This window comes from Streptomyces sp. NPDC055103 (genome assembly GCF_053607625.1).
Window position 1 is genome coordinate 178721 of the sequence record NZ_JBSGTX010000004.1, and the last position, 21383, is coordinate 200103.

At 71.7% G+C, this 21383-nt stretch carries 19 protein-coding genes and 1 pseudogene; 15 read left to right on the plus strand and 5 right to left on the minus strand.

Features of this window, described 5'->3' with window-relative positions; all coding sequences use genetic code 11:
• Positions 1-46: 46 nt before the first annotated feature.
• From ACWFR1_RS04880 to ACWFR1_RS04900, 5 genes and pseudogenes are all read left to right on the plus strand, one after another.
• Positions 47-796: pseudogene (locus ACWFR1_RS04880) on the plus strand (ComEC/Rec2 family competence protein); the annotation flags it as partial.
• Positions 797-839: 43 nt separating this feature from the next.
• Entirely contained in the window at positions 840-1463 is a 624-nt protein-coding gene (locus tag ACWFR1_RS04885; RefSeq protein WP_453546499.1) for a winged helix-turn-helix domain-containing protein, read from the plus strand.
• A gap of 5 nt (positions 1464-1468) precedes the next feature.
• On the plus strand, positions 1469-2737 hold the full coding sequence (locus tag ACWFR1_RS04890; protein WP_453546501.1) for an MFS transporter: 1269 nt from the start codon (positions 1469-1471) through the stop codon (positions 2735-2737).
• A 27-nt stretch (positions 2738-2764) separates the two neighbouring features.
• A complete protein-coding gene (locus ACWFR1_RS04895) occupies positions 2765-3595 on the plus strand; it encodes an arylamine N-acetyltransferase family protein (RefSeq protein WP_453546503.1) in 831 nt (276 codons plus the stop codon).
• Between the two features lie 144 nt (positions 3596-3739).
• On the plus strand, positions 3740-4630 hold the full coding sequence (locus ACWFR1_RS04900; RefSeq protein ID WP_453546505.1) for a YceI family protein: 891 nt from the start codon (positions 3740-3742) through the stop codon (positions 4628-4630).
• Between the two features lie 33 nt (positions 4631-4663).
• Here the strand turns inward: ACWFR1_RS04900 and ACWFR1_RS04905 are convergent, their stop codons facing one another.
• Complete coding sequence (locus tag ACWFR1_RS04905; protein WP_453546507.1) at positions 4664-4927, minus strand: hypothetical protein; 264 nt, start codon at positions 4925-4927, stop codon at positions 4664-4666.
• Positions 4928-5022: 95 nt separating this feature from the next.
• Here ACWFR1_RS04905 and holA point away from each other — a divergent pair, with 95 nt between their 5' ends.
• A complete protein-coding gene (holA, locus tag ACWFR1_RS04910) occupies positions 5023-6009 on the plus strand; it encodes a DNA polymerase III subunit delta (RefSeq protein ID WP_453546510.1) in 987 nt (328 codons plus the stop codon).
• Between the two features lie 634 nt (positions 6010-6643).
• Here holA and rpsT read toward each other — a convergent pair.
• Positions 6644-6910: a 30S ribosomal protein S20 gene (rpsT, locus tag ACWFR1_RS04915; protein WP_317595090.1), complete on the minus strand. Its 267-nt coding sequence runs from the start codon at positions 6908-6910 to the stop codon at positions 6644-6646.
• Positions 6911-7094: 184 nt separating this feature from the next.
• On the opposite strand from rpsT, the gene lepA reads away from it, so the two are divergent.
• From lepA to hemW, 3 genes are all read left to right on the plus strand, one after another.
• Positions 7095-8960 (plus strand): translation elongation factor 4, encoded by a 1866-nt coding sequence (gene lepA, locus ACWFR1_RS04920; RefSeq protein ID WP_453546513.1) that lies wholly within the window; start codon positions 7095-7097, stop codon positions 8958-8960.
• Positions 8961-9218: 258 nt separating this feature from the next.
• Positions 9219-11096: an AMP-dependent synthetase/ligase gene (locus ACWFR1_RS04925; RefSeq protein ID WP_453546515.1), complete on the plus strand. Its 1878-nt coding sequence runs from the start codon at positions 9219-9221 to the stop codon at positions 11094-11096.
• A gap of 268 nt (positions 11097-11364) precedes the next feature.
• On the plus strand, positions 11365-12597 hold the full coding sequence (hemW, locus tag ACWFR1_RS04930) for a radical SAM family heme chaperone HemW (RefSeq protein WP_453546518.1): 1233 nt from the start codon (positions 11365-11367) through the stop codon (positions 12595-12597).
• Positions 12598-12638: 41 nt separating this feature from the next.
• Here hemW and ACWFR1_RS04935 read toward each other — a convergent pair whose 3' ends face one another.
• The 3 genes from ACWFR1_RS04935 to ACWFR1_RS04945 form a co-directional block, all read right to left on the minus strand.
• The gene (locus tag ACWFR1_RS04935; protein ID WP_453546520.1) at positions 12639-12782 is read right to left on the minus strand and encodes a hypothetical protein; all 144 of its coding nucleotides are present in this window, start codon (positions 12780-12782) and stop codon (positions 12639-12641) included.
• A 150-nt stretch (positions 12783-12932) separates the two neighbouring features.
• On the minus strand, positions 12933-13739 hold the full coding sequence (locus tag ACWFR1_RS04940; protein WP_453546522.1) for a DUF3097 domain-containing protein: 807 nt from the start codon (positions 13737-13739) through the stop codon (positions 12933-12935).
• 10 nt (positions 13740-13749) lie between these two features.
• Positions 13750-14478, minus strand: coding sequence for an MBL fold metallo-hydrolase (locus ACWFR1_RS04945; protein ID WP_453546523.1), 729 nt, complete (start codon positions 14476-14478; stop codon positions 13750-13752).
• A 157-nt stretch (positions 14479-14635) separates the two neighbouring features.
• Between ACWFR1_RS04945 and hrcA the strand changes: the two genes are divergently transcribed.
• The 6 genes from hrcA (at position 14636) to ACWFR1_RS04975 (ending at position 21322) form a co-directional block, all read left to right on the plus strand.
• Positions 14636-15655 (plus strand): heat-inducible transcriptional repressor HrcA, encoded by a 1020-nt coding sequence (hrcA, locus tag ACWFR1_RS04950; RefSeq protein WP_453546525.1) that lies wholly within the window; start codon positions 14636-14638, stop codon positions 15653-15655.
• Positions 15656-16795, plus strand: a complete 1140-nt coding sequence (dnaJ, locus tag ACWFR1_RS04955; RefSeq protein ID WP_453546527.1) for a molecular chaperone DnaJ — start codon at positions 15656-15658, stop codon at positions 16793-16795.
• Positions 16796-17022: 227 nt separating this feature from the next.
• Complete coding sequence (locus tag ACWFR1_RS04960; protein ID WP_453546529.1) at positions 17023-18105, plus strand: nitronate monooxygenase; 1083 nt, start codon at positions 17023-17025, stop codon at positions 18103-18105.
• Complete coding sequence (locus tag ACWFR1_RS04965) at positions 18102-18848, plus strand: 16S rRNA (uracil(1498)-N(3))-methyltransferase (RefSeq protein WP_453546531.1); 747 nt, start codon at positions 18102-18104, stop codon at positions 18846-18848. The genes ACWFR1_RS04960 and ACWFR1_RS04965 overlap by 4 nt, the downstream gene beginning before the upstream one ends.
• A 57-nt stretch (positions 18849-18905) precedes the next feature.
• Complete coding sequence (locus ACWFR1_RS04970) at positions 18906-20231, plus strand: tetratricopeptide repeat protein (protein WP_453546534.1); 1326 nt, start codon at positions 18906-18908, stop codon at positions 20229-20231.
• A complete protein-coding gene (locus ACWFR1_RS04975) occupies positions 20228-21322 on the plus strand; it encodes a tetratricopeptide repeat protein (protein WP_453546536.1) in 1095 nt (364 codons plus the stop codon). The genes ACWFR1_RS04970 and ACWFR1_RS04975 overlap by 4 nt, the downstream gene beginning before the upstream one ends.
• Positions 21323-21383: the final 61 nt, after the last annotated feature.

Below are 21383 nucleotides of genomic sequence, written 5' to 3' on the forward strand. Positions count from 1 at the left end.
CGTTCAGCAAGTCCGCCTGCGACACGCTGAACTTGACAGGGAACAGGTGGGACAGGGGGACGCGACGGTGCTGGCGGCGGGCGGGGACGCGGCCGTGGTGGTGGACGCCGGACCCGATCCCGTACCGGTGGACCGTTGTCTGCGGGAGCTCGGGGTGCGGCGGGTGCCGTTGCTGGTGCTCACGCACTTCCACGCCGACCATGTGGCCGGGCTGACGGGGGTGCTGCGGGGGCGGTCGGTGGGGGCGATCCAGACCACGGGGCTCGAAGAACCACCCGCGCAGGCCGCGTTCGTGCGGCGGACGGCGGCCGCCGCGGGAGTGCCGCTGGTCCGTGCCGGGCCGGGGGAGCACCGGAGGGTCGGTGGCCTGGAGTGGCGGGTGCTGTGGCCGCCGGCCGGCCCCGGCGGATCGGCCGACGGTCCGAACGACGCCAGTGTCACCCTCCTCGTCCGTACCGCCGGAGGGCTGGGGCTGCTGCTCCTCGGTGACCTCGAACCACCGGCTCAGCGCGCGCTTCTGAGGGGCAGTCCGGGGCTGGGTCCGGTGGACGTGCTCAAGGTGGCCCACCACGGATCCGCGCACCAGGATCCGGGGCTGATACGGGCCGTTCGGCCGCGTCTCGCGCTGGTGTCGGCAGGGCGGGACAACCCGTACGGGCATCCGTCGCCCCGGACGCTGGAGGCGCTGCGGGCCGGTGGGTCGCGGGTGCTGCGGACCGACCGGGACGGGGCGATCGCGGTGGTGGGTGCGAGGCATGCGCTCGTGGCCGTACCGAGGGGGTGGAGCGCTATGTAAAGAAATGCTTGTAAAGAAATCTTTCTAAAGATAGGTTTTCATCATGCCGGAGATCAGCGACCCGCGACCCGAGGGCGAGCAGCCCCGCAGCATCCGCCTCACCGACCCGCGTGCCCTGCGCGCCTACGCCCACCCCCTGCGCATGTCTCTGGTCGGGCTACTGCGTGTCAGCGGCCCCTTCACCGCGACCAAGGCCGCCGAACTGACCGGCGAGTCCGTGGCCAGCTGCTCCTACCACCTGCGGATACTCGCCAAGTACGGCCTCGTGCAGGAGGCGCCGGGCGGCCGGGGGCGGGAGAAGCCCTGGCAGGCCACCGCCCGGTACACGGAGTGGCCGGAGTACAGCGAGGACGCGGCGGTCGCGGAGGCCGCCGGCGCGCTGAGCGCCGCCGCGACCGAGCTCCACTTCGAGCGGGTCGCGCGGGCCATGAAGAACCGGCACGCACTGCCGAAGGAGTGGCGAGAGGCCGAGCAGTTCGGTGACACCCTGCTCCATCTCGCCCCTGCGGAGCTGACCGAGCTCGGGAAGCGGATCGACGCACTGCTTCGGCCCTACGAAGAGCGTGGGACCGACCCGTCCCTCAGGCCGGAGGGCACCCGGGCCGTGACCATCCTGCGGATGGCCTACGTCGACCAGGAGATTCCCGACAACCGAGAAGCGGAGTGAGCGGGATGACCCTCGTGGAACGCATACCGGCACTGCTGCGCGAGCGGACCTTCCGCCGCTACTGGACCGGGCAGACCGTCTCGCTCGTCGGCGACCAGATCTCGCTCATCGCCCTCCCGCTCGCCGCCGTCCTCATCCTCGGCGCCGACGCCGCCGAGATGGGCTGGCTCAAGACCGCCGAGCTTCTCCCCGCCCTCCTGCTCAACCTGCCCCTCGGCGCCTGGGCCGACCGGCAGGCCCGCCGCAGGCGCGCCATGATCGCGGCGGACCTCGGGCGGGCGGCGCTCATGCTGACCCTTCCCGTGGCCTACGCGCTCGACGCGTTGACGCTCGGGCAGCTGTACGCGGTGGCCTTCGGCATCGGCGCGCTCACTGTGCTCTTCGAGGTCTGCAACACCACGCTCCTCGTGGCGCTCGTCCCCACCGACCGGTACGTCCAGGCGAACGCGCTGGTCAACGGCAGCCGTTCGATGTCCTGGCTCGCGGGACCGGGCATCGGCGGCGTCCTCGTGCAGGTCCTCACCGCGCCCTTCGCCCTGGTCGCCGACGCCCTCACCTATCTGGTGTCGGCCGGCTATCTGGCCCGGATCAAGGCGGTCGAACCCCCGCCGGCCCCCGTGGCCAAGGGGCACTTCACCGAGGGGATGCGCTGGGTGCTCCGTGAGCCCTCGATGCGCGCACTCTTCTCGGCGTCCGGCACCGTCCAGTTCTTCAACTACATGTTCCACACCCTCTTCGTGCTCTACGCGACTGCCGACCTCGGCATCGGGGCTGGGCTGCTCGGACTGATCCTCGGAGCCGGAGCGGTGGGCGGACTCATCGGCGCCGCGTGCAGCGGAGCGGTCGTCCGACGGATCGGCATCGGCGCCTCGATCGTCGTCGGCTTCCTCGGCTTCACACTGCCCCTGCTCCTGATACCTCTGGCCGACGGACCGCTTCCGCTGGTGGTGGCCGTGCTCTTCGTCGCGGAGTTCCTCTCCTGCGTCGCGGTGATGATCGTGGACATCGCCGCGGGCTCGTTCCAGATGGCGGTGGTCCCCGACGCCCTACGGGCCCGGGTCGTGGGCGCGTACCGCACGCTCAACCACGGCTTCCGCCCCCTCGGCGCGCTCGCCGGAGGTCTGCTCGGCACCGCCATCGGACTGCGCCCGACGCTATGGATCGCCACCGGCGGAGCCGTCCTCGCCGTGCTCTGGCTGCTGCCCTCGCCGCTGGCGCGCATGCGTGAACTGCCCGCGAGGAAAGAGGAGTCGACCCCCGTCGGGGCGTCGTGACCATCCGAGGAGAGGGAGACTGGCCGTGTGAGTGATGAATCGGACGCCCCCGTCCCGACGGCGCCCGCCCTTCCGGACGCCGCTGCCTACCTGGAGCGGATCGGCGCGCCGCGGCCCGCGAGCGCGGACGCCACCGCCCTGCGCGAGCTGCATGTGCGGCACCTGCTGAGCGTGCCCTTCGAGAACCTCTCGATCCATCTCGGCGAGGACATCGTCCTGGACGAGAAGGCGCTGGTCGACAAGGTGGTCGGCGGCCGCAGGGGCGGTTTCTGCTATGAGATCAACACGACGTTCGCGGTTCTGTTGAGGGAGCTCGGCTACCGGGTCTCGCTGCTCCAGGCGCGTGTCGTCGACCCGACGGGGAAGCTCGGGATCCCGTACGACCACATGGCGCTCCTCGTGGAGACGGCCGACGGAGAGCGGTGGCTGGCCGACGTCGGCTTCGGCGACCACAGTCACTATCCGCTGGCCTTCGACGAGCGCGGGGACCAGAAGGACCCGGGCGGGGTCTTCCGCGTCCAGGAGGCGGCCGACGGCGCTCCGGGCGATCTGGACGTACTGCGGGACGGGAAGCCGCAGTACCGGCTGGAGGTGCGGCCCCGCGAGCTCGCGGACTTCACCGCCGGATCCTGGTACCACCGGACCTCGCCCGACTCGCACTTTCCGCGGTCCCTCATCTGCTCCCTGCTCACGGAGGAGGGCCGGATCACCCTCAGCGACCGGAAGCTGATCACCCGCGCCCTGGGGGAGCGCGTCGAGCGGGTACTCGACGGGGACGAGGAGGTGAGGGACGCGTATCGGGAGCTGTTCGGGATCGTGCTGGAGGAGCTGCCGGTCGTCGTGAGGCCGCACGCCTGAGACGGGGGCGCAGCGGGGGTGCTAAACGGAATCCCCAAAATTCGGACCCTCGGTAACACTTGGCTCGTTTGCCTCGAACGCCTCAACAGTGATCGAATGCAACTTCGTTGCATAGTGAACGAGTCATGCGGGGGTGCGTGAAGAATGTTCGATCGTCTCTTCGGAAAGCGGGCGGCGGGCGCCGCTCGGGGCGGTCCGCTCGCCGGTCTCGCGATCCCGGCCTCGGCGGGGGTCCTGAGCTGCAGGGTCATCGACCCCGTGCACGAACCGGTCCGGCAGGCCGAGTTCGTCCTCAGCGACGCCGTCGGCCGCAAGGTGCTGGGCGGGGAGACCGACCCGTACGGCACGGCGCTCGCGACCGTACCGGCGGGCGACTACCGGCTCGCGGTCACCGCCGAGGGCTACACGCCGTACCACGGCAGTGCCGTCGTCACCGAGGGCGGCCATACGGGCGTCGGTGACGTCTTGCTCCAGATCGCGGCGCAGCCCCAGCTCCCGGAGCCGGGCGACTGGGAGATCGACCCGACGCACTCGCAGATCGGCTTCACCGCCCGCCACATCGGCCTCGCCCGCATCCACGGCCGGTTCAACAGCTTCGCGGGAGCGGTGCGGATCGCCGACCGCATGGAGCAGTCGGCGATGCACGTCGTCATCGACGCGGCCTCCATCGACACCGGGGTGCAGATGCGCGACGACCACCTGCGCTCGGGGGACTTCCTCGACGTCGGCTCGTACCCGACGCTGGAGTTCTACAGCGAGCGCTTCGTCCACCGGGGCGGCAGCCGCTGGGGCGTCACCGGGGCGCTCACCCTCCACGGCGTCAGCCGTACGGTGACGCTCGACACCCAGTACCTGGGCATCGGGAGCGGTCTGGAGGGCGAGACGCGAGGGGCCTGCCGGGCCACCACCGAGCTGCACCGGGAGGACTTCACCCTCACGTGGCAGACGCTGCTCGCGCGCGGGATCGCGGCCGTCGGGTCCAGCATCAGCATCGACCTCGACATCCAGATCGTCCCCAAGGCCACGCAGGGCTGAGAGCCGCTCGCGGGGTGCGGTTACGTGGGGCGGTTACGGGGCCTCCAGCCAGCCCTCGTACTCGGCGGCGAGCTCGTCGAGCGCCGCCGCGTCGAGCCGGCCGTCGGGGTCCTCGACGACCACCAGCCACTGGGCGTCCTCGGCGTCGTCCTCCCCGGCCAGGGCGTCCCGGACGAGCTGCGGTGCCTCGGCCACGCCGAAACGGTCGGGGAGTTCCTGGGCGACCTCCTCGGCGGCGTCGCGGTCGGGGAGTACCAGTACGTGTCGTCGTTCGCTCACCCGGACATTCTCGGGCATGGGTTTCGGGCGGTGCTGTCGGGGACCGGTGCCGGGCGGCGGCGGGCGTCGCTGCCGGGCGTGGCTGTCAGTGGCCCGTGGGATGCTGGACGGCGATGGCCACCAGAAAGACTTCCCCCGAAGACCTCCTCGGCCCCGTGACGCTCGCCGTGGGGCAGGAGGACCTGCTCCTCGACCGCGTCGTCCAGGAGGTGGTGGCGGCCGCCCGGGCCGCCGACGCCGACACGGACGTGCGCGACCTCACCTCCGACCAGCTCCAGCCCGGGTCGCTGGCCGAGCTGACGAGCCCGTCGCTCTTCGCCGAGCGCAAGGTCCTCGTCGTGCGGAACGCGCAGGACCTCTCCGCCGACACGATCAAGGACGTCAAGGCCTACCTCGACGACCCGGTCGAGGACATCTCGCTCGTCCTGCTCCACGCCGGCGGCGCGAAGGGCAAGGGCCTGCTCGACGCCGCGCGCAAGGCGGGGGCGCGGGAGGTGGCCTGCCCGAAGACGACGAAGCCGGCGGAGCGGCTGACGTTCGTACGGCAGGAGTTCCGGGCGCTCGGGCGCGCGGCGACGCCGGAGGCGTGCCAGGCGCTGGTGGACTCGATCGGCAGCGACCTGCGGGAGCTGGCGTCCGCGTGCGCGCAGCTGACGTCGGACGTCGACGGGACGATCGACGAGGCGGTCGTCGGGCGGTACTACACCGGCCGTGCGGAGGCCTCGTCCTTCAACGTGGCCGACCGGGCCGTCGAAGGGCGTGCCGCGGAGGCCCTGGAGGCGCTGCGCTGGTCGCTCTCGACCGGGGTGGCGCCGGTGCTCATCACCAGCGCGCTGGCGCAGGGCGTACGGGCGATCGGCAAGCTGTCGTCGGCGCGGGGCGGGCGGCCGGCGGATCTGGCGCGTGAGCTGGGCATGCCGCCGTGGAAGATCGACCGCGTGCGGCAGCAGATGCGTGGCTGGACCCCGGACGGGGTGTCCCTCGCGCTGCGGGCGATCGCGGAGGCGGACGCGGGGGTGAAGGGCGGGGGCGACGACCCGGAGTACGCCCTGGAGAAGGCGGTCGTGGCGGTGGCGCGGGCGGCGCGGCTGCGGCGGTAGGGGGCGGCGGGGTGCCCTATGGATGCGGTGCGGGTGCGCTGCTCCGGGGCGGTTCGATTCCCCCACCCCGCCCCTTCCCGAAACCCTGCCGGGGGCTGGCGCGGGTTGATGCCGTCCGGGGCTGCGCCCCGGTCCCTGCCGCGGCTTCGCGCCGTGTGTTTGGGGCTGCGCCCCAGTCCCCTGCGGCGGCTTCGCGCCGCGCTGTCCAGGCCTCCGCCCAGCCCCCCGGCGGCTTCGCGCCGCGCTGTCCAGGCCCCCGCCCGCCCCTGCTGTAACTCCCGCCGCGCTGTCCGGAACTCCGTTCCGGCCCCCGTCCTGCCCTCGGGGATGTGCCCTGTGGGGGGCTTCGCCCTGCTGGCCCCGGCCCGCCGTGCCCAGTCGTGTCCTGCCCAGTCGTGCCGCCCTCAGAGCTGGCATGCCGTGCTCGGCCGCTGCCGTGCCGCGCCCAACCCTGCTGCGCCCCGGTACGGCGAAGGCCCCGGCGGCTCCTGGGGAAGGAGGCGGCGGGGCCTTCGGCGTACAGATGGGTGGGCTCGCACCCGCGTGGCGAACGCGTCCGCGTGCGAGTCCAGGTGGTCGGGCGGGAGCGGGAGAGAGGGCCCGCTGGGTCCCGTACGACCGGTTACATCAGAGCTCAGCCCTGGAGGGAGGAAACCTTGATCGCCAGCGCCGACTTCTTGTTGGCGGCGGCGTTCTTGTGGATGACACCCTTCGAGACAGCCTTGTCGAGCTGACGCGAGGCGGCGCGAGTGGCAACGGTGGCCTTCTCGAGGTCGCCGGCGGCGACAGCCTCACGGGCCTTGCGGATCGCGGTCTTGAGCGACGACTTGACGGCCTTGTTGCGCAGGCGCGCCTTCTCGTTGGTCTTGTTCCGCTTGATCTGGGACTTGATGTTCGCCACGAAAGAGCCTTTACAGGTTCGATGTTCCTTCTGGATTGTGGCTCGCGGGCTGAGAGGGCACACGAGACACAGCTGTCCACAGTATCAGTCACCCGCGGGGCCGCCCAAACCGGGCACAGGGCGGCGGGCATGGGACCATGGAGCCTACGTATCGATCCGACATCGCCCCGAGACGAGACCCTGCGTGCCCGCGACTCCTACCAACGTGCCCGAGCCGAGCCGTACCGACCCGGCTCTGATCCGCAACTTCTGCATCATCGCGCACATCGACCACGGCAAGTCCACGCTCGCCGACCGGATGCTCCAGCTGACCGGTGTGGTCGACCAGCGGCAGATGCGTGCCCAGTATCTCGACCGCATGGACATCGAGCGGGAGCGGGGCATCACGATCAAGTCCCAGGCGGTCCGGCTGCCGTGGGCGCCGACCGAGGGGCCGGCCCAGGGCGCCACGCACATCCTGAACATGATCGATACGCCCGGACACGTCGACTTCACGTACGAGGTCTCGCGTTCGCTGGCGGCCTGTGAGGGCACGGTCCTGCTCGTCGACGCGGCCCAGGGCATCGAGGCGCAGACCCTCGCCAACCTGTATCTGGCGATGGAGAACGATCTGACCATCGTTCCCGTGCTGAACAAGATCGACCTGCCGGCCGCCCAGCCGGAGAAGTTCTCCGAGGAGCTCGCCAACCTCATCGGCTGCCAGCCGGAGGACGTCCTCAAGGTCTCCGCGAAGACCGGTGTCGGTGTCGACGCGCTGCTCGACCGGGTCGTCCGGGACGTTCCGGCGCCGGTCGGCGTCGCCGACGCTCCCGCCCGCGCGATGATCTTCGACTCCGTGTACGACTCGTACCGGGGTGTCGTGACCTATGTACGAGTGATCGACGGGCAGCTCAACAAGCGCGAGCGCATCAAGATGATGTCGACCGGCGCCACCCACGAGCTGCTGGAGATCGGTGTCTCGTCTCCGGAGATGACGCCGGCCGACGGTCTCGGCGTCGGCGAGGTCGGCTACCTCATCACCGGTGTGAAGGACGTCCGCCAGTCCAAGGTCGGTGACACGATCACCACCCTGAACAAGGGCGCGACCGAGGCCCTCGGCGGCTACAAGGACCCGAAGCCGATGGTGTTCTCGGGCCTCTACCCGCTGGACGGCTCGGAGTACCCGGACCTCCGAGAGGCCCTCGACAAGCTCCAGCTCAACGACGCCGCGCTCGTCTACGAGCCCGAGACCTCCGCCGCGCTCGGCTTCGGCTTCCGCGTCGGCTTCCTGGGTCTGCTCCACCTCGATGTGATCCGTGAGCGGCTCGAGCGGGAGTTCGGGCTCGACCTGATCGCCACCGCGCCGAACGTCGTGTACCGCGTGGTCATGGAAGACGGCAGCGAGCACACGGTCACGAACCCGAGCGAGTTCCCCGAGGGCAAGATCGATGACGTGTTCGAGCCCGTCGTGCGCGCCACGATCCTGGCGCCGAGCGAGTTCATCGGCGCGATCATGGAGCTGTGCCAGACCCGTCGCGGCACGCTGATCGGCATGGACTACCTCTCCGAGGACCGGGTGGAGATCCGCTACACCCTGCCCCTCGCCGAGATCGTCTTCGACTTCTTCGACCAGCTGAAGTCCAAGACGCGCGGTTACGCCTCCCTCGACTACGAGCCCACGGGCGAGCAGGCCTCCAGCCTGGTCAAGGTCGACATCCTGCTGCACGGCGACAAGGTTGACGCGTTCTCCGCCGTCACCCACAAGGACGCCGCGTACGCCTACGGTGTGCGGCTCGTCGCCAAGCTGCGCGAGCTCATCCCGCGGCAGGCCTTCGAGGTACCGATCCAGGCCGCGATCGGCTCCCGGGTCATCGCCCGCGAGACCATCCGCGCCATCCGCAAGGACGTCCTCGCCAAGTGCTACGGCGGTGACATCTCCCGTAAGCGGAAGCTGCTGGAGAAGCAGAAGGAAGGCAAGAAGCGCATGAAGATGGTCGGCTCGGTGGAGGTGCCGCAGGAGGCCTTCATCGCCGTCCTCTCGAGCGACGAGTCCTCCGGCAAGAAGAAGTAGCCGCAAGAAGAAGTAGCCGGCCGGACGGTCGAAGTGGCAGCGAGTAGCTGCGCTGTGCATCTAACGGGTCCACGTGCCGACGGCGCGTGGACCCGTTCGTTATGAAGCGGGCCCCTGCAGGCTCTTACGCGCCGGTCCTCGGGCCTTTACTCTGATCCCGAATCGAAGGTTACTCGCCAGTTAGTTACGTAGACGGTCACAGAGACGGTTACGTAGTTACGCACCGCCAGCAGGCACCGCCGCCGCCCGGAGGACGTCGTGAGCGACACACAGACCCTGATCGAGAACCGGCCGCCCTCCGTGGCGACCCTCTTCCTTGAGCGCGTCGAGCGGACCCCCGACGGGGAGGCCTACCGGTATCCGGTGCCCGCCGCGTCCGGCACCGGTCCCGACGACTGGAAGTCGCTCAGTTGGGGGCAGGCCGCCGATCGGGTCTACGCGATCGCCGCCGGCCTCGTCGACCTCGGCGTGCAGCCCGAGGAGCGGGTCGCGCTCGCCTCCTCCACCCGGGTGGAGTGGGTCCTCGCCGACCTCGGCGTGATGTGCGCGGGCGCCGCGACCACCACGGTCTACCCGTCGACCAACGCCGAGGAGTCGGCGTTCATCCTCTCCGACTCCGAGTCCAAGGTGCTCATCGCCGAGGACGCGGTCCAGCTCGCCAAGGCCGTCGAGCGCCGCGCCGACCTGCCGGACCTCCGCCACGTCGTCGTCATCGACGCCGAGGGCGCGGAGACCGACGGCGACTGGGTCCTCTCCCTCGCCGACCTGGAGGCGCGCGGTCGCGCGTACCTGGAGAAGCACCCGGAGGCCGTCAAGGAGCGGGTCGCCGCGATCACCTCCACGCAGCTCGCCACTCTCATCTACACCTCGGGCACCACCGGTCGCCCCAAGGGCGTCCGTCTCCCGCACGACAACTGGTCGTACATGGCCAAGGCCATCGCCGCCACGGGTCTGGTCACCCAGGACGACGTCCAGTACCTGTGGCTGCCGCTCGCGCACGTGTTCGGCAAGGTCCTCACCTCGGGCCAGATCGAGGTCGGGCACGTCACCGCCCTCGACGGCCGGGTGGAGAAGATCATCGAGAACCTTCCGGTGGTCCAGCCGACCTACATGGCGGCCGTGCCGCGCATCTTCGAGAAGGTCTACAACGGCGTCGCCGCCAAGGCCCGCGCCGCCGGCGGAGCCAAGTACAAGATCTTCCAGTGGGCCGCCGGCGTCGCCCGCGAGTACGCGAAGGCCAGCCAGGACAACTTCCGCCGCACCGGCACCGCCTCCGCGCCCTTCGGCCTCACCGCCAAGCACAAGGTCGCCGACGTCCTCGTCTACAGCAAGATCCGCGAGGCCTTCGGCGGAAACCTGCGGGCCTGCATCTCCGGCTCCGCCGCGCTCGCCCCCGACATCGGCTACTTCTTCGCCGGCGCGGGCATCCACATCCTGGAGGGGTACGGCCTCACGGAGACCTCCGCCGCGTCCTTCGTCAACCCGGGCGAGGCCTACCGCACCGGCACCGTCGGCAAGCCGCTCCCCGGCACCGAGGTCCGGATCGCCGACGACGGCGAGATCCTGCTGCGCGGCCCCGGCGTCATGGAGGGCTACCACGGCCTGCCGGAGAAGACGGTCGAGGTCCTGGAGACCGACGGCTGGTTCCACACCGGCGACATCGGCGAGCTCTCCGCCGACGGCTACCTCCGGATCACCGACCGCAAGAAGGACCTGATCAAGACGTCCGGCGGCAAGTACATCGCGCCGGCCGAGGTCGAGGGCCAGTTCAAGGCCGTCTGCCCGTTCGTCTCGAACATCCTGGTCCACGGCGCCGACCGGAACTTCTGCACCGCCCTGATCTCCCTCGACGAGCCCGCCATCCTCGGCTGGGCCGCCGACCACGGCCTCGCGGGCAAGTCGTACGCCGAGGTCGTCGCCGCCCCGCAGACCCAGGCGCTCGTCCAGGGCTACGTCGACCGCCTCAACGAGGGCCTCCAGCGCTGGCAGACGATCAAGAAGTTCCGTCTGCTGCCGCGTGACCTCGACATCGAGCACGGCGAGCTGACGCCGTCGCTGAAGCTGAAGCGGCCGGTGGTGGAGCGGGAGTACAAGGAGCTCATCGAGGAGATGTACGCGGGCTCGCGCGAGTCCTGAGGTCGGTTCCGGGGCGGGTTCCGGGGCCAGCTCCGGGGGCTGTTCCCCGGCCAGCTCCGGGGCGGGTTCCGGGGCTTGTTCCCGGGCCTGTTCCCCGGCCGGTTCCGGGGCGGGTTCCGGGGCCAGCTCCGAGGCCTGTTCCCGGGCCTGTTCCCTGGCCGGTTCCGGAGTCGGCTCCGGAGTCGCTTCCGGGGCCTCCTGAGCTGGGCGGACTCCGGTTGTCCACAGGTCAGACCGTTTACCTCGGGCAGTACGGGACAATGGGCTCATGCCTTCCGTACTGCCCGATGGTGAGTCCGTGCCCGAGACCGGGGCGCTGCCCGCGCACGCCCTGGAAGGGGCGGCCGAGCGGCCCCTCGGGTTCTATCTGCACGTGCCGTACTGCGCGACGCGCTGCGGATACTGCGACTTCAACACGTACACCGCGAGCGAGCTGCGCGGTGCCGGTGGCGTGCTCGCCTCCCGGGACAACTACGCCGGCCAGATCACCCAGGAGATCCGGCTCGCCCGCAAGGTGCTCGGCGACGACCCCCGGCCGGTGCGGACGGTGTTCGTCGGCGGCGGTACGCCCACGCTGCTCGCCGCCGGCGACCTTGTACGGATGCTGGGGGCCGTCAGGGACGAGTTCGGGCTCGCGGACGACGCCGAGGTGACGACCGAGGCGAACCCGGAGTCGGTGAACCCCGAGTACCTGGCCGAGCTGCGGGAGGGCGGGTTCAACCGCATCTCCTTCGGCATGCAGAGCGCCAAGCAGCACGTCCTGAAGATCCTCGACCGGACCCACACCCCCGGGCGCCCCGAGGCGTGCGTCGCCGAGGCGCGCGCCGCCGGGTTCGAGCACGTCAACCTCGACCTGATCTACGGCACGCCGGGGGAGACCGACGACGACTGGCGGGCCTCGCTCGACGCGGCGATCGGCGCCGGACCCGACCACGTCAGCGCCTACGCGCTGATCGTCGAGGAGGGGACGCAGCTGGCGCGGCGCATCCGGCGCGGCGAGGTGCCGATGACCGACGACGACGTGCACGCCGACCGGTACCTGATCGCCGACTCCGTCTTCGCCGAGGCCGGTTTCGAGTGGTACGAGGTGTCCAACTGGGCCACCTCAGAGGCCGGGCGCTGCCTCCACAACGAGCTGTACTGGCGCGGCGCCGACTGGTGGGGCGCCGGGCCGGGCGCCCACAGCCACGTGGGCGGCGTCCGGTGGTGGAACGTGAAGCACCCCGGTGCGTACGCGGCGGCCCTCGGCGCCGGGAAGTCGCCCGGCGCCGGCCGGGAGCTGCTCTCGGACGAGGACCGGCGGGTGGAGCGGGTGCTGCTCGAGCTGCGGCTCCGGGAGGGCGTGGAGCTTTCGATCCTCAAGCCGGCGGGCCGGGTCGCCGCCGGCCGGGCGTTGGGGGACGGGCTCCTCGACCCCGCGTCGTACGAGGCCGGGCGCGCGGTCCTGACCCTGCGGGGCCGGCTGCTCGCGGACGCGGTGGTGCGGGACCTGGTGGACTGAGCTGAGATCGCGCCCCCGTCCGGGGGCGCGGGCCGGAAGGGTCAGTGGGTCGGCAGGTACCGGTAGCAGTAGTTCGCCGTCGCCTGGTTGTACTGCCGCAGGGTCTCCATCATCTTGTCGCCGGTGTTGGGACCGACGATGCCGTCCGCCCGGGAGTCACCCAGCTTCCAGCGCTGGAAGGCCACGCCCACTGCGTCTCGTTGCCCCAGCCGCCGTCCTCCGCGAGGTTCACCGGGCAGGCGTTGGCCCAGTTCGGGATCCGGAGTCCCGAGACGCCGGGACACCCCCGTCCCGGGAGGCGGGATGCCGTGGGACGTGCGCGCCGCGGACCGCCCCTACGGCGCCGTCACGAAGTCGATCAGCTCCTCCACGCGGCCCAGCAGCTCCGGCTCCAGGTCCTTGTAGGACTCCACGCGCTTGAGAATCGCCTGCCAGATCGCGCCGGTGTTGTCCGAGGGCCAGCCCAGGGCGCGGCAGACGCCGGTCTTCCAGTCCTGGCCGCGCGGCACGGCGGGCCACGCCGGGATTCCGAGCGAGGAGGGTTTCACGGCCTCCCAGATGTCGATGTACGGGTGGCCGACGACGAGGACGTCCGGGGAGGTGACCTGGGCGGCGATGCGGGACTCCTTGGATCCCGGGACGAGGTGGTCGACGAGGACGCCGAGGCGGGCGTCGGGGGCGGGGGCGAACTCGGCGACGATCGAGGGGAGGTCGTCGACGCCCTCCAGGTACTCCACGACGACGCCCTCGATCCGCAGGTCGTCGCCCCAGACGCGCTCGACCAGCTCGGCGTCGTGCCGGCCCTCCACGTAGATCCGGCCCGCCCGCGCCACGCGCGCCCGCGCGCCCGGGACGGCGACCGAACCGGAGGCCGTACGGGTGGGGCGTACCGGCGCGGCGGCGGTCGGGCGGACCAGGGTGACCACCCGGCCCTCCAGGAGGAAGCCGCGCGGCTCCATCGGGAAGACCCGGTGCTTGCCGAAGCGGTCCTCCAGGGTCACGGTGCCGGCCTCGCAGCGGATCACCGCCCCGCAGAAGCCCGTGGTGACTTCCTCGACGACGAGGTCGTGGTCCGCCGGGATCTCCGGGACAGGGGCCGACCGCTTCCAGGCGGGTGTCAGATCCGGGTCGTAGCTGCGCATTTGCGCGACGTTATGACACGGCGAAGCGGCGTGCCAGTTCCTCGCGCTGTGTCCGTACGAATGCGGCGTCCACCGTCGCCCCGTGGCCCGGTACGTACACCGCGTCCTCGCCGCCGAGCGACAGCAGCCGGTCCAGGGCGTCCGGCCAGCGGGACGGGATCGCGTCCGGTCCGGCCTGCGGCTCGCCCGACTCCTCCACCAGGTCGCCGCAGAAGACGATCTCGCGGTCCCCGGGGACGCAGAGCGCCAGGTCGTGGCCCGTGTGGCCGGGGCCGACGTTCGCCAGGAGTACCTGCCGGCCGCCCAGGTCGAGCGTCCATTCGCCGGAGACCACGTGCCGCGGGGCCACGAGGGCGTCCGCCGCCTCCGTCGCCGCCCGCTCGTCGACCCCTTGCGTCACGGCGTCCTCGCGCAGGTCCTCCCGGTCCCGCGTCCGGCTCAGCAGCTCGTCCACCCCCACCGCGCCGAAAACCTCCGCGCCGGCGAAGACCGCGGTGCCGAAGACATGGTCGAAGTGCGGGTGACTCAGTGCGATGTGCGTCACTCTTCGGCCGCCCGTCAGCCCCTCGATCTGGGTCCGCAGCTCCGCTCCCTCCGCGAGCGTCGAGCCCGTGTCGTACAGCAGGAGCGCCTTCGCCCCCACGACCAGGCCCACCGTGGCGTCCCAGCCGGGCAGTCGGCGTCTGCCCACTCCGTCCGCCAACCGCTCCCAGCCGTACGCTTCCCAATCAACGTCCATGGGGCGACGCTAGCGGGTGCGCCCCCGCCTCCTTGCCAGGAGCGTTGTCCGCCGCCGTACACTGGCCGGGGGATTGCTGGCACTCGGGCAGGGTGAGTGCCAAAACCGGAGTAACCGGAGCATCCGGAACGACGACGACAGCTGGAGGTGCGCACGAATGCTCAGCGAACGCAGACTCGAGGTGCTGCGCGCCATCGTCCAGGACTACGTCGGGACGGAGGAGCCCGTCGGCTCCAAGGCGCTCACCGAGCGCCACAAGCTCGGCGTCTCACCGGCCACGGTCCGCAACGACATGGCCGTGCTGGAGGAGGAGGGGTTCATCGCCCAGCCTCACACCAGCGCCGGGCGCATCCCGACCGACAAGGGCTACCGGCTCTTCGTCGACCGGCTCGCCGGCGTCAAGCCGCTGTCGACGCCCGAGCGGCGCGCGATCCACAACTTCCTGGACGGTGCCGTCGACCTCGACGACGTCGTCGGGCGTACGGTGCGGCTGCTCGCGCAGCTGACCCGGCAGGTCGCCGTCGTGCAGTACCCCTCGCTGACCCGCTCGACCGTCCGTCACGTGGAGCTGCTCGCGCTGGCCCCGGCCCGCCTGATGCTCGTGCTCATCACGGACACCGGCCGCGTCGAGCAGCGTGTCATCGACTGCCCCGCGCCCTTCGGCGAGACCTCCGTCGCCGACCTGCGGGCCCGGCTCAACAGCCGGGTCGTCGGACGCCGGTTCGCCGACGTGCCGCAGCTGGTGCAGGACCTCCCCGAGTCCTTCGAGGAGATCGAGGACCGCGCCACGGTCTCGACCGTGCTCGCGACCCTCCTCGAAACGCTCGTGGAGGAGCACGAGGAGCGGCTGATGATCGGCGGCACCGCCAATCTCACCCGCTTCGGACACGACTTTCCCCTGATGATCAGGCCCGTCCTGGAAGCTCTGGAGGAGCAGGTCGTGCTCCTCAAGCTGCTCGGCGAGGCCAAGGAATCGGGCATGACCGTACGCATCGGGCACGAGAACGCCCACGAGGGGCTGAGCTCCACGTCCGTCGTCTCGGTCGGCTACGGTTCGGGCGGCGAAGCAGTCGCCAAACTCGGCGTGGTCGGACCGACCCGCATGGACTACCCCGGAACGATGGGAGCGGTACGCGCAGTGGCACGTTACGTCGGACAGATCCTGGCGGAGTCGTAAGTGGCCACGGACTACTACGCCGTACTCGGCGTGCGCCGCGACGCTTCCCAGGACGAGATCAAGAAGGCCTTCCGGAGGCTCGCGCGCGAGCTGCACCCGGACGTCAATCCCGATCCGAAGACGCAGGAACGCTTCAAGGAGATCAACGCCGCCTACGAGGTCCTCTCGGACGCGCAGAAGAAGCAGGTCTACGACCTGGGCGGCGACCCGCTCTCGGCCTCCGGCGGCGGTGGCGCGGGTGGCTTCGGAGCGGGTGGCTTCGGCAACTTCTCCGACATCATGGACGCCTTCTTCGGCACGGCCTCGCAGCGCGGTCCGCGCTCGCGGACCCGCCGCGGCCAGGACGCCATGATCCGCCTGGAGATCGACCTCAACGAGGCGGCCTTCGGCACCACCAAGGACATCCAGGTCGACACGGCCGTCGTCTGCACCACCTGTTCGGGTGAGGGTGCCGCTCCCGGCACCTCCGCGCAGACGTGCGACATGTGCCGCGGCCGTGGCGAGGTCTCGCAGGTCACCCGGTCCTTCCTGGGCCAGGTCATGACCTCCCGGCCCTGCCCGCAGTGTCAGGGCTTCGGCACCGTCGTCCCGACCCCGTGCCCCGAGTGCGCGGGCGACGGCCGGGTCCGCTCCCGTCGCACCCTCACCGTCAAGATCCCGGCCGGTGTCGACAACGGCACCCGGATCCAGCTCGCTGGCGAGGGCGAGGTCGGCCCCGGCGGTGGTCCGGCTGGCGACCTGTACGTCGAGATCCACGAGATCCCGCACGACACGTTCCAGCGGCGCGGCGACGACCTGCACTGCACGGTGACCATCCCGATGACGGCGGGCGCGCTCGGCACGAAGGTGCCGCTGCAGACCCTCGACGGCATCGAGGAGATCGACATCCGACCGGGCACGCAGTCCGGCCAGTCGGTCCCGCTGCACGGCCGGGGCATCACGCACCTGCGGGGCAACGGCCGGGGCGACCTGATCGTGCACGTCGAGGTGCAGACCCCGGGCAAGCTCGACGCGGAGCAGGAGCGGCTCCTGCGCGAGCTGGCCAAGCTGCGCGGCGAGGAGCGGCCCACCGGTCAGTTCCAGCCGGGGCAGCAGGGCCTGTTCTCACGTCTGAAGGACGCTTTCAACGGGCGGAGCTGATCGGGTGGGCCTGATCGGGCGGATCCGCCGGCGGATCAGGCCGGCAGCCCTGATCGGCAGCCCTGATCGGCAGCCCTGATCGGCAGCCCTGATCGGGCGACAGCGTGACGGTGGGAAGGGGCGGGACGGCGATGAGTCGCCCCGCCCCTTCCCGTTTCCAGAGGCCTGTGTTCCGGGACCTGACGTACCGATTCGGCCGCGCCGCACCGTCATGAAACGATGCCCGTATGTCCACCACCGCACTGAACGATCTCTTTCGGTATCCGATCGTGCAGGCCCCCATGGCGGGTGGCGCTTCCTGTCCCGAGCTCGTCGGAGCCGTCTGCGAGGCCGGTGCGCTCGGTTTCCTGGCCGGCGGGTACAAGACGGCCGGAGGCCTGTACCAGGAGATCAAGCAGGTACGCGGGCTCACCGCGCGCCCCTTCGGCGTCAACGTCTTCATGCCGCAGAGCGGCCCGCACGCCGACCCCGCCGCCGTCGAGGTCTACCGGCACCAGCTCGCCGGTGAGGCGACCTGGTACGAGACCTCCCTCGGCGTGGCCGACGACTGCCGCGACGACGGCTACGACGCCAAGCTGGCCATCCTCCTGGACGACCCGGTCCGCGTGGTCTCCTTCACCTTCGGCTGCCCCTCGCCGGAGACGCTCGCCGCCTTCGCCCGCGCCGGGACGTTCACGGTCGTCACCGTCACCTCCGTCGAGGACGCCCTCGCCGCCGAGCGGGCCGGCGCCCACGCCGTCTGCGTCCAGGGCGCCGAGGCCGGCGGGCACCAGAGCACGTACCGCGACGACCCGGCCGACGACGGCATCCCGGGAACGGGGCTCCTCGCCCTCGTCACCCAGGTCCGCGAGAGCGTCGCACTGCCGATCGTCGCCACCGGCGGGATCATGCGCGGCGCGCAGATCGCCGCCGTCCTCGCCGCCGGGGCCGACGCCGCCCAGCTCGGCACCGCCTTCCTCGGCTGCCCCGAGTCCGGCGCGCACCCGCTGCACAAGCGGGCCCTGACCGATCCGCTGTTCACCAGGACCGCCTTCACCCGGGCCTTCTCCGGGCGCCCCGCGCGCGGGCTCGTCAACCGCTTCATGCGCGAGCACGGGCCGTACGCCCCCGCCGCCTACCCCGAGGTCCACCACCTCACCGTCCCGCTCCGCAAGGCCGCGGCCGCCTCGGGCGACGCCCAGGGCATGGCCCTGTGGGCGGGGCAGGGCCACCGGCTCGCCCGCGAACTCCCCGCCGGGCAGCTCGTCGAGGTCCTGGCCGCCGAACTCGACACCGCCCTCTCCGACCTGGTCCACAGGAGCGCCTCATGACCGCACCCGTCTTCGTCGTCGACGCCATCCCCCACGACACCCGGCTCTTCGTCCTGGACGGGCCCGAGGGTCGGCACGCGGTCTCCGTGAAGCGGCTGAACCCGGGGGAGGACGTCGTCCTGACCGACGGTCGCGGCCGCTGGGCCGACGGGGTCGTCTCCGCCGCCGAGGGCAAGGACCGGCTGACCGTCGAGCTCGCGTCCGTGCACGAGGACCCCGCGGAGGAGCCGCGAATCACCGTCGTACAGGCCCTGCCCAAGGGCGACCGGGGCGAACTGGCCGTGGAGACCATGACGGAGACCGGGGTCGACGCGATCGTGCCCTGGACCGCCTCCCGCTGCATCACCCAGTGGAAGGGCGACCGGGGCCTCAAGGCGCTCGGCAAGTGGCGCTCCACCGCCCGCGAGGCGGGAAAGCAGTCGCGGCGCACCCGCTTCCCCGAGGTCGCCGACCTGATGACGACCAAGCAGGTCGCGGCCCTCCTCGCGAGCGCCGACTTCGCCGCCGTCCTGCACGAGGACCGTGAGCATCCGTCCGGCGCGCTGGCCGCCGCCGAACTGCCCGCGAAAGGCTCGATCGTGCTGGTCGTCGGCCCCGAGGGCGGAGTCTCCCCGGAGGAGCTCGCGGCCTTCGAGGCGGCCGGGGCGAAGCCGTACCGGCTGGGCCGCAGCGTCCTGCGCACCTCCACGGCGGGCACGGCGGCGACGGCGCTCGTCCTGGGGCGGACCGGCCGCTGGAGCTGAAGGATTTAGTCGGAACCCGGTGGACGGCCACCCCGGAGGGCTTCATAGGGTGGCCGCATGGCCGACGAGTCCCCTCTGATCCGCAGTCTGCGCACCGCCGTTGCCGCCGCGCCCGGTGACGTACCCCTGCGCCTCCACTTCGCCGAGCTGCTCCTCGCCGCGGGGCGCAACGAGGAGGCCGTCAGCGAGGCCGCCGTCGCCCTCCAGCACGCGCCGGGCGACGCGGACGCCCGCGCGCTGATGATGCGGGCGATGGGCATGCCTCCCGCGACGCCTCCCGCCGTGGCACCCGTGACGCCTCCCGCGGCGGGGCCCGCCGTCGAGCAGCCCGCGCCCGCGGCCCCGCCCGCGACCCCCGCTCCCGAGGCCCCCGAGACCCCCGCCTCCGCCTTCGACTGGGCCGCCGCCGAGCAGCAGGTCCAGGACCTCGTCGGGCCCCGCTTCCTCGAGGATCCGCAGGCCGACGGCGGTGACGGGCCCGCCGGGGACGCCGCAGCCTGGGACGTCGACGCCCCCGGTGCCGTACGCCTCGCCGACGTCGGCGGCATGGAGGAGGTCAAGGACCGGCTCGAAGCCGCCTTCCTCGCGCCCATGCGCAACCCCGAACTGCGCAGGCTGTACGGCAAGTCGCTGCGCGGCGGCCTGCTCCTCTACGGCCCGCCCGGCTGCGGCAAGACCTTCATCGCCCAGGCCGTCGCGGGCGAGCTCGGCGCGAACTTCCTCACCGTCTCGCTCTCCGACGTCCTCGACATGTGGATCGGGGCCTCCGAGAAGAACATCCACGACATCTTCGAGACCGCCCGCCGCCAGGCCCCCTGCGTCGTCTTCCTCGACGAGCTGGACGCCCTCGGCGCCAAGCGCTCGCGCACGCACCACAGCGGTCTGCGCAATGTCGTCAACCAGCTCCTCACCGAGCTCGACGGCATCGCGAGCGGCCCCGGCAACGAAGGCGTCTTCGTCCTCGCCGCCACCAACGTGCCCTGGGACGTGGACATCGCGCTGCGCCGCCCCGGCCGCCTCGACCGCACGCTCCTCGTGCTGCCGCCGGACGCCGCCGCGCGGGAGGCGATCCTCCGCTACCACCTGCGCGAGCGTCCCATCGAGGCCGTCGACCTCGGCAAGCTCGTCAAGGTCACCGAGGACTTCTCCGGCGCCGACCTCGCCCACCTCTGCGAGACCGCCGCCGAGGCCGCGCTCCTCGACTCCGCCCGCAGCGGGTCCGTACGCCTCATCACCACCAAGGACCTCCTCGGCGCGGCCAAGCAGATCAAGCCGTCCACGGAGCCGTGGTTCGCCGCCGCCCGGAACGTCGCCATGTTCGCCAACGAGGGCGGGCTGTACGACGACCTCCTCGCCTATCTGAAGCGGAAGCGCAAGCTGTGACCACTCCGACCGCGCTCCTGCGCGCCGAGGCGCTCTACGACACCGGACGGTACGAACAGGCCGGCGCGCTCGTCTCCCAGCACCTCGCGACCGACCCGGAGGACGCCGACGCCCTCGTCCTGCTCGCCCGCTGCCACCACCGGGCCGGTGACGGTCCGGCCGCCCTGGCCGCTGTGGAGCAGGCGCTGAGCGCCCGGCCCGAGCTGCTCATGGGCTGGCTGATGCGCGTCCAGATCCTGCTGGGTCTCAAGCGCTTCCCGGAGGCCGAGACCACCGCCCGGCGCGCCGTCGCGCTCGCCCCGCAGTACTGGGGCAGCCACTACGCGCTCGGCACCGCCCTCGCCGAGCACGCCGAACACGCCCGCACCCCCGGCCGGAGGGTCGAGGCGTACGAGGCGGCGCGGGCCGCGGTCGCCCTCGGGCCCGAGGAGGACGCGGCGCACTTCCTGGTGGGGCTGACCGCCCAGCGCCGGGGCGACCACGCCACCGCGCAGCGGGCGTACGAGACGGCTCTGCGGCTCAACCCGCAGAGCAGCGAGGCCCACAACAACCTCTCGCTGCTGCGGCTGCGGCGCCGCTGGTTCCGGCGCGGGGCCTGGACGCAGGCCGCCGAGGGCTTCGTGGCCTCCGCCGCGCTCGACCTCGACGACCGCAAGGCCCGCTACAACCTGGAGGCCATGGCCTGGAACACCGCCGCCGGCGCCCGCTGGGTGGCCCTCGTCGGCTTCGTCGCGTCCTTCCTCGCCACCGCCCCGGTCCGCTCCGGAGCCACCGGCGCGGAGGCCGTCGTCCCCTTCGTGATCGGCGCGGCCGTGCTCGTCGGCGCCTGGGGCGGCTGGGTGCTGTGGATGGGCCGCCGGGTCCCGGCGCGGCTGCGCCGCCCGCTGCTGCTCGTGGCGCGCGCCTGCCGGCCGGTGATCGCGATGGCCGGCGCGGTGGGGCTGCTCGGCCTGTACTCGGTGGTGACGCTGGCCCTGTGGTCGTTCGAGCCGGGCGTGGTGGGCGGGTTGGGGACGCCGTTGTTCTGGGCGGTGATCATCACGTACTGGGTGAGCCGCTCGGCGCTGAACCGCCGCGCGCCCAAGGACTGACCGGGGGAACGCCGGGACGACGCGATCCTGTCGGTGGCGGCCGATAGCATTCCCGTCGTAA

Excerpts from the sequence above, each read along its gene's own strand:
- ACWFR1_RS04885 (WP_453546499.1), top strand. The coding sequence starts at position 840 with ATGCCGGAGATCAGCGACCCGCGACCCGAGGGCGAGCAGCCCCGCAGC.
- ACWFR1_RS04890 (WP_453546501.1), top strand. The coding sequence starts at position 1,469 with ATGACCCTCGTGGAACGCATACCGGCACTGCTGCGCGAGCGGACCTTC.
- ACWFR1_RS04900 (WP_453546505.1), top strand. The coding sequence starts at position 3,740 with ATGTTCGATCGTCTCTTCGGAAAGCGGGCGGCGGGCGCCGCTCGGGGC.
- ACWFR1_RS04905 (WP_453546507.1), bottom strand. The coding sequence starts at position 4,927 with ATGCCCGAGAATGTCCGGGTGAGCGAACGACGACACGTACTGGTACTC.
- holA (WP_453546510.1), top strand. The coding sequence starts at position 5,023 with ATGGCCACCAGAAAGACTTCCCCCGAAGACCTCCTCGGCCCCGTGACG.
- hemW (WP_453546518.1), top strand. The coding sequence starts at position 11,365 with ATGCCTTCCGTACTGCCCGATGGTGAGTCCGTGCCCGAGACCGGGGCG.
- ACWFR1_RS04940 (WP_453546522.1), bottom strand. The coding sequence starts at position 13,739 with ATGCGCAGCTACGACCCGGATCTGACACCCGCCTGGAAGCGGTCGGCC.
- ACWFR1_RS04945 (WP_453546523.1), bottom strand. The coding sequence starts at position 14,478 with ATGGACGTTGATTGGGAAGCGTACGGCTGGGAGCGGTTGGCGGACGGA.
- hrcA (WP_453546525.1), top strand. The coding sequence starts at position 14,636 with ATGCTCAGCGAACGCAGACTCGAGGTGCTGCGCGCCATCGTCCAGGAC.
- ACWFR1_RS04960 (WP_453546529.1), top strand. The coding sequence starts at position 17,023 with ATGTCCACCACCGCACTGAACGATCTCTTTCGGTATCCGATCGTGCAG.
- ACWFR1_RS04965 (WP_453546531.1), top strand. The coding sequence starts at position 18,102 with ATGACCGCACCCGTCTTCGTCGTCGACGCCATCCCCCACGACACCCGG.
- ACWFR1_RS04970 (WP_453546534.1), top strand. The coding sequence starts at position 18,906 with ATGGCCGACGAGTCCCCTCTGATCCGCAGTCTGCGCACCGCCGTTGCC.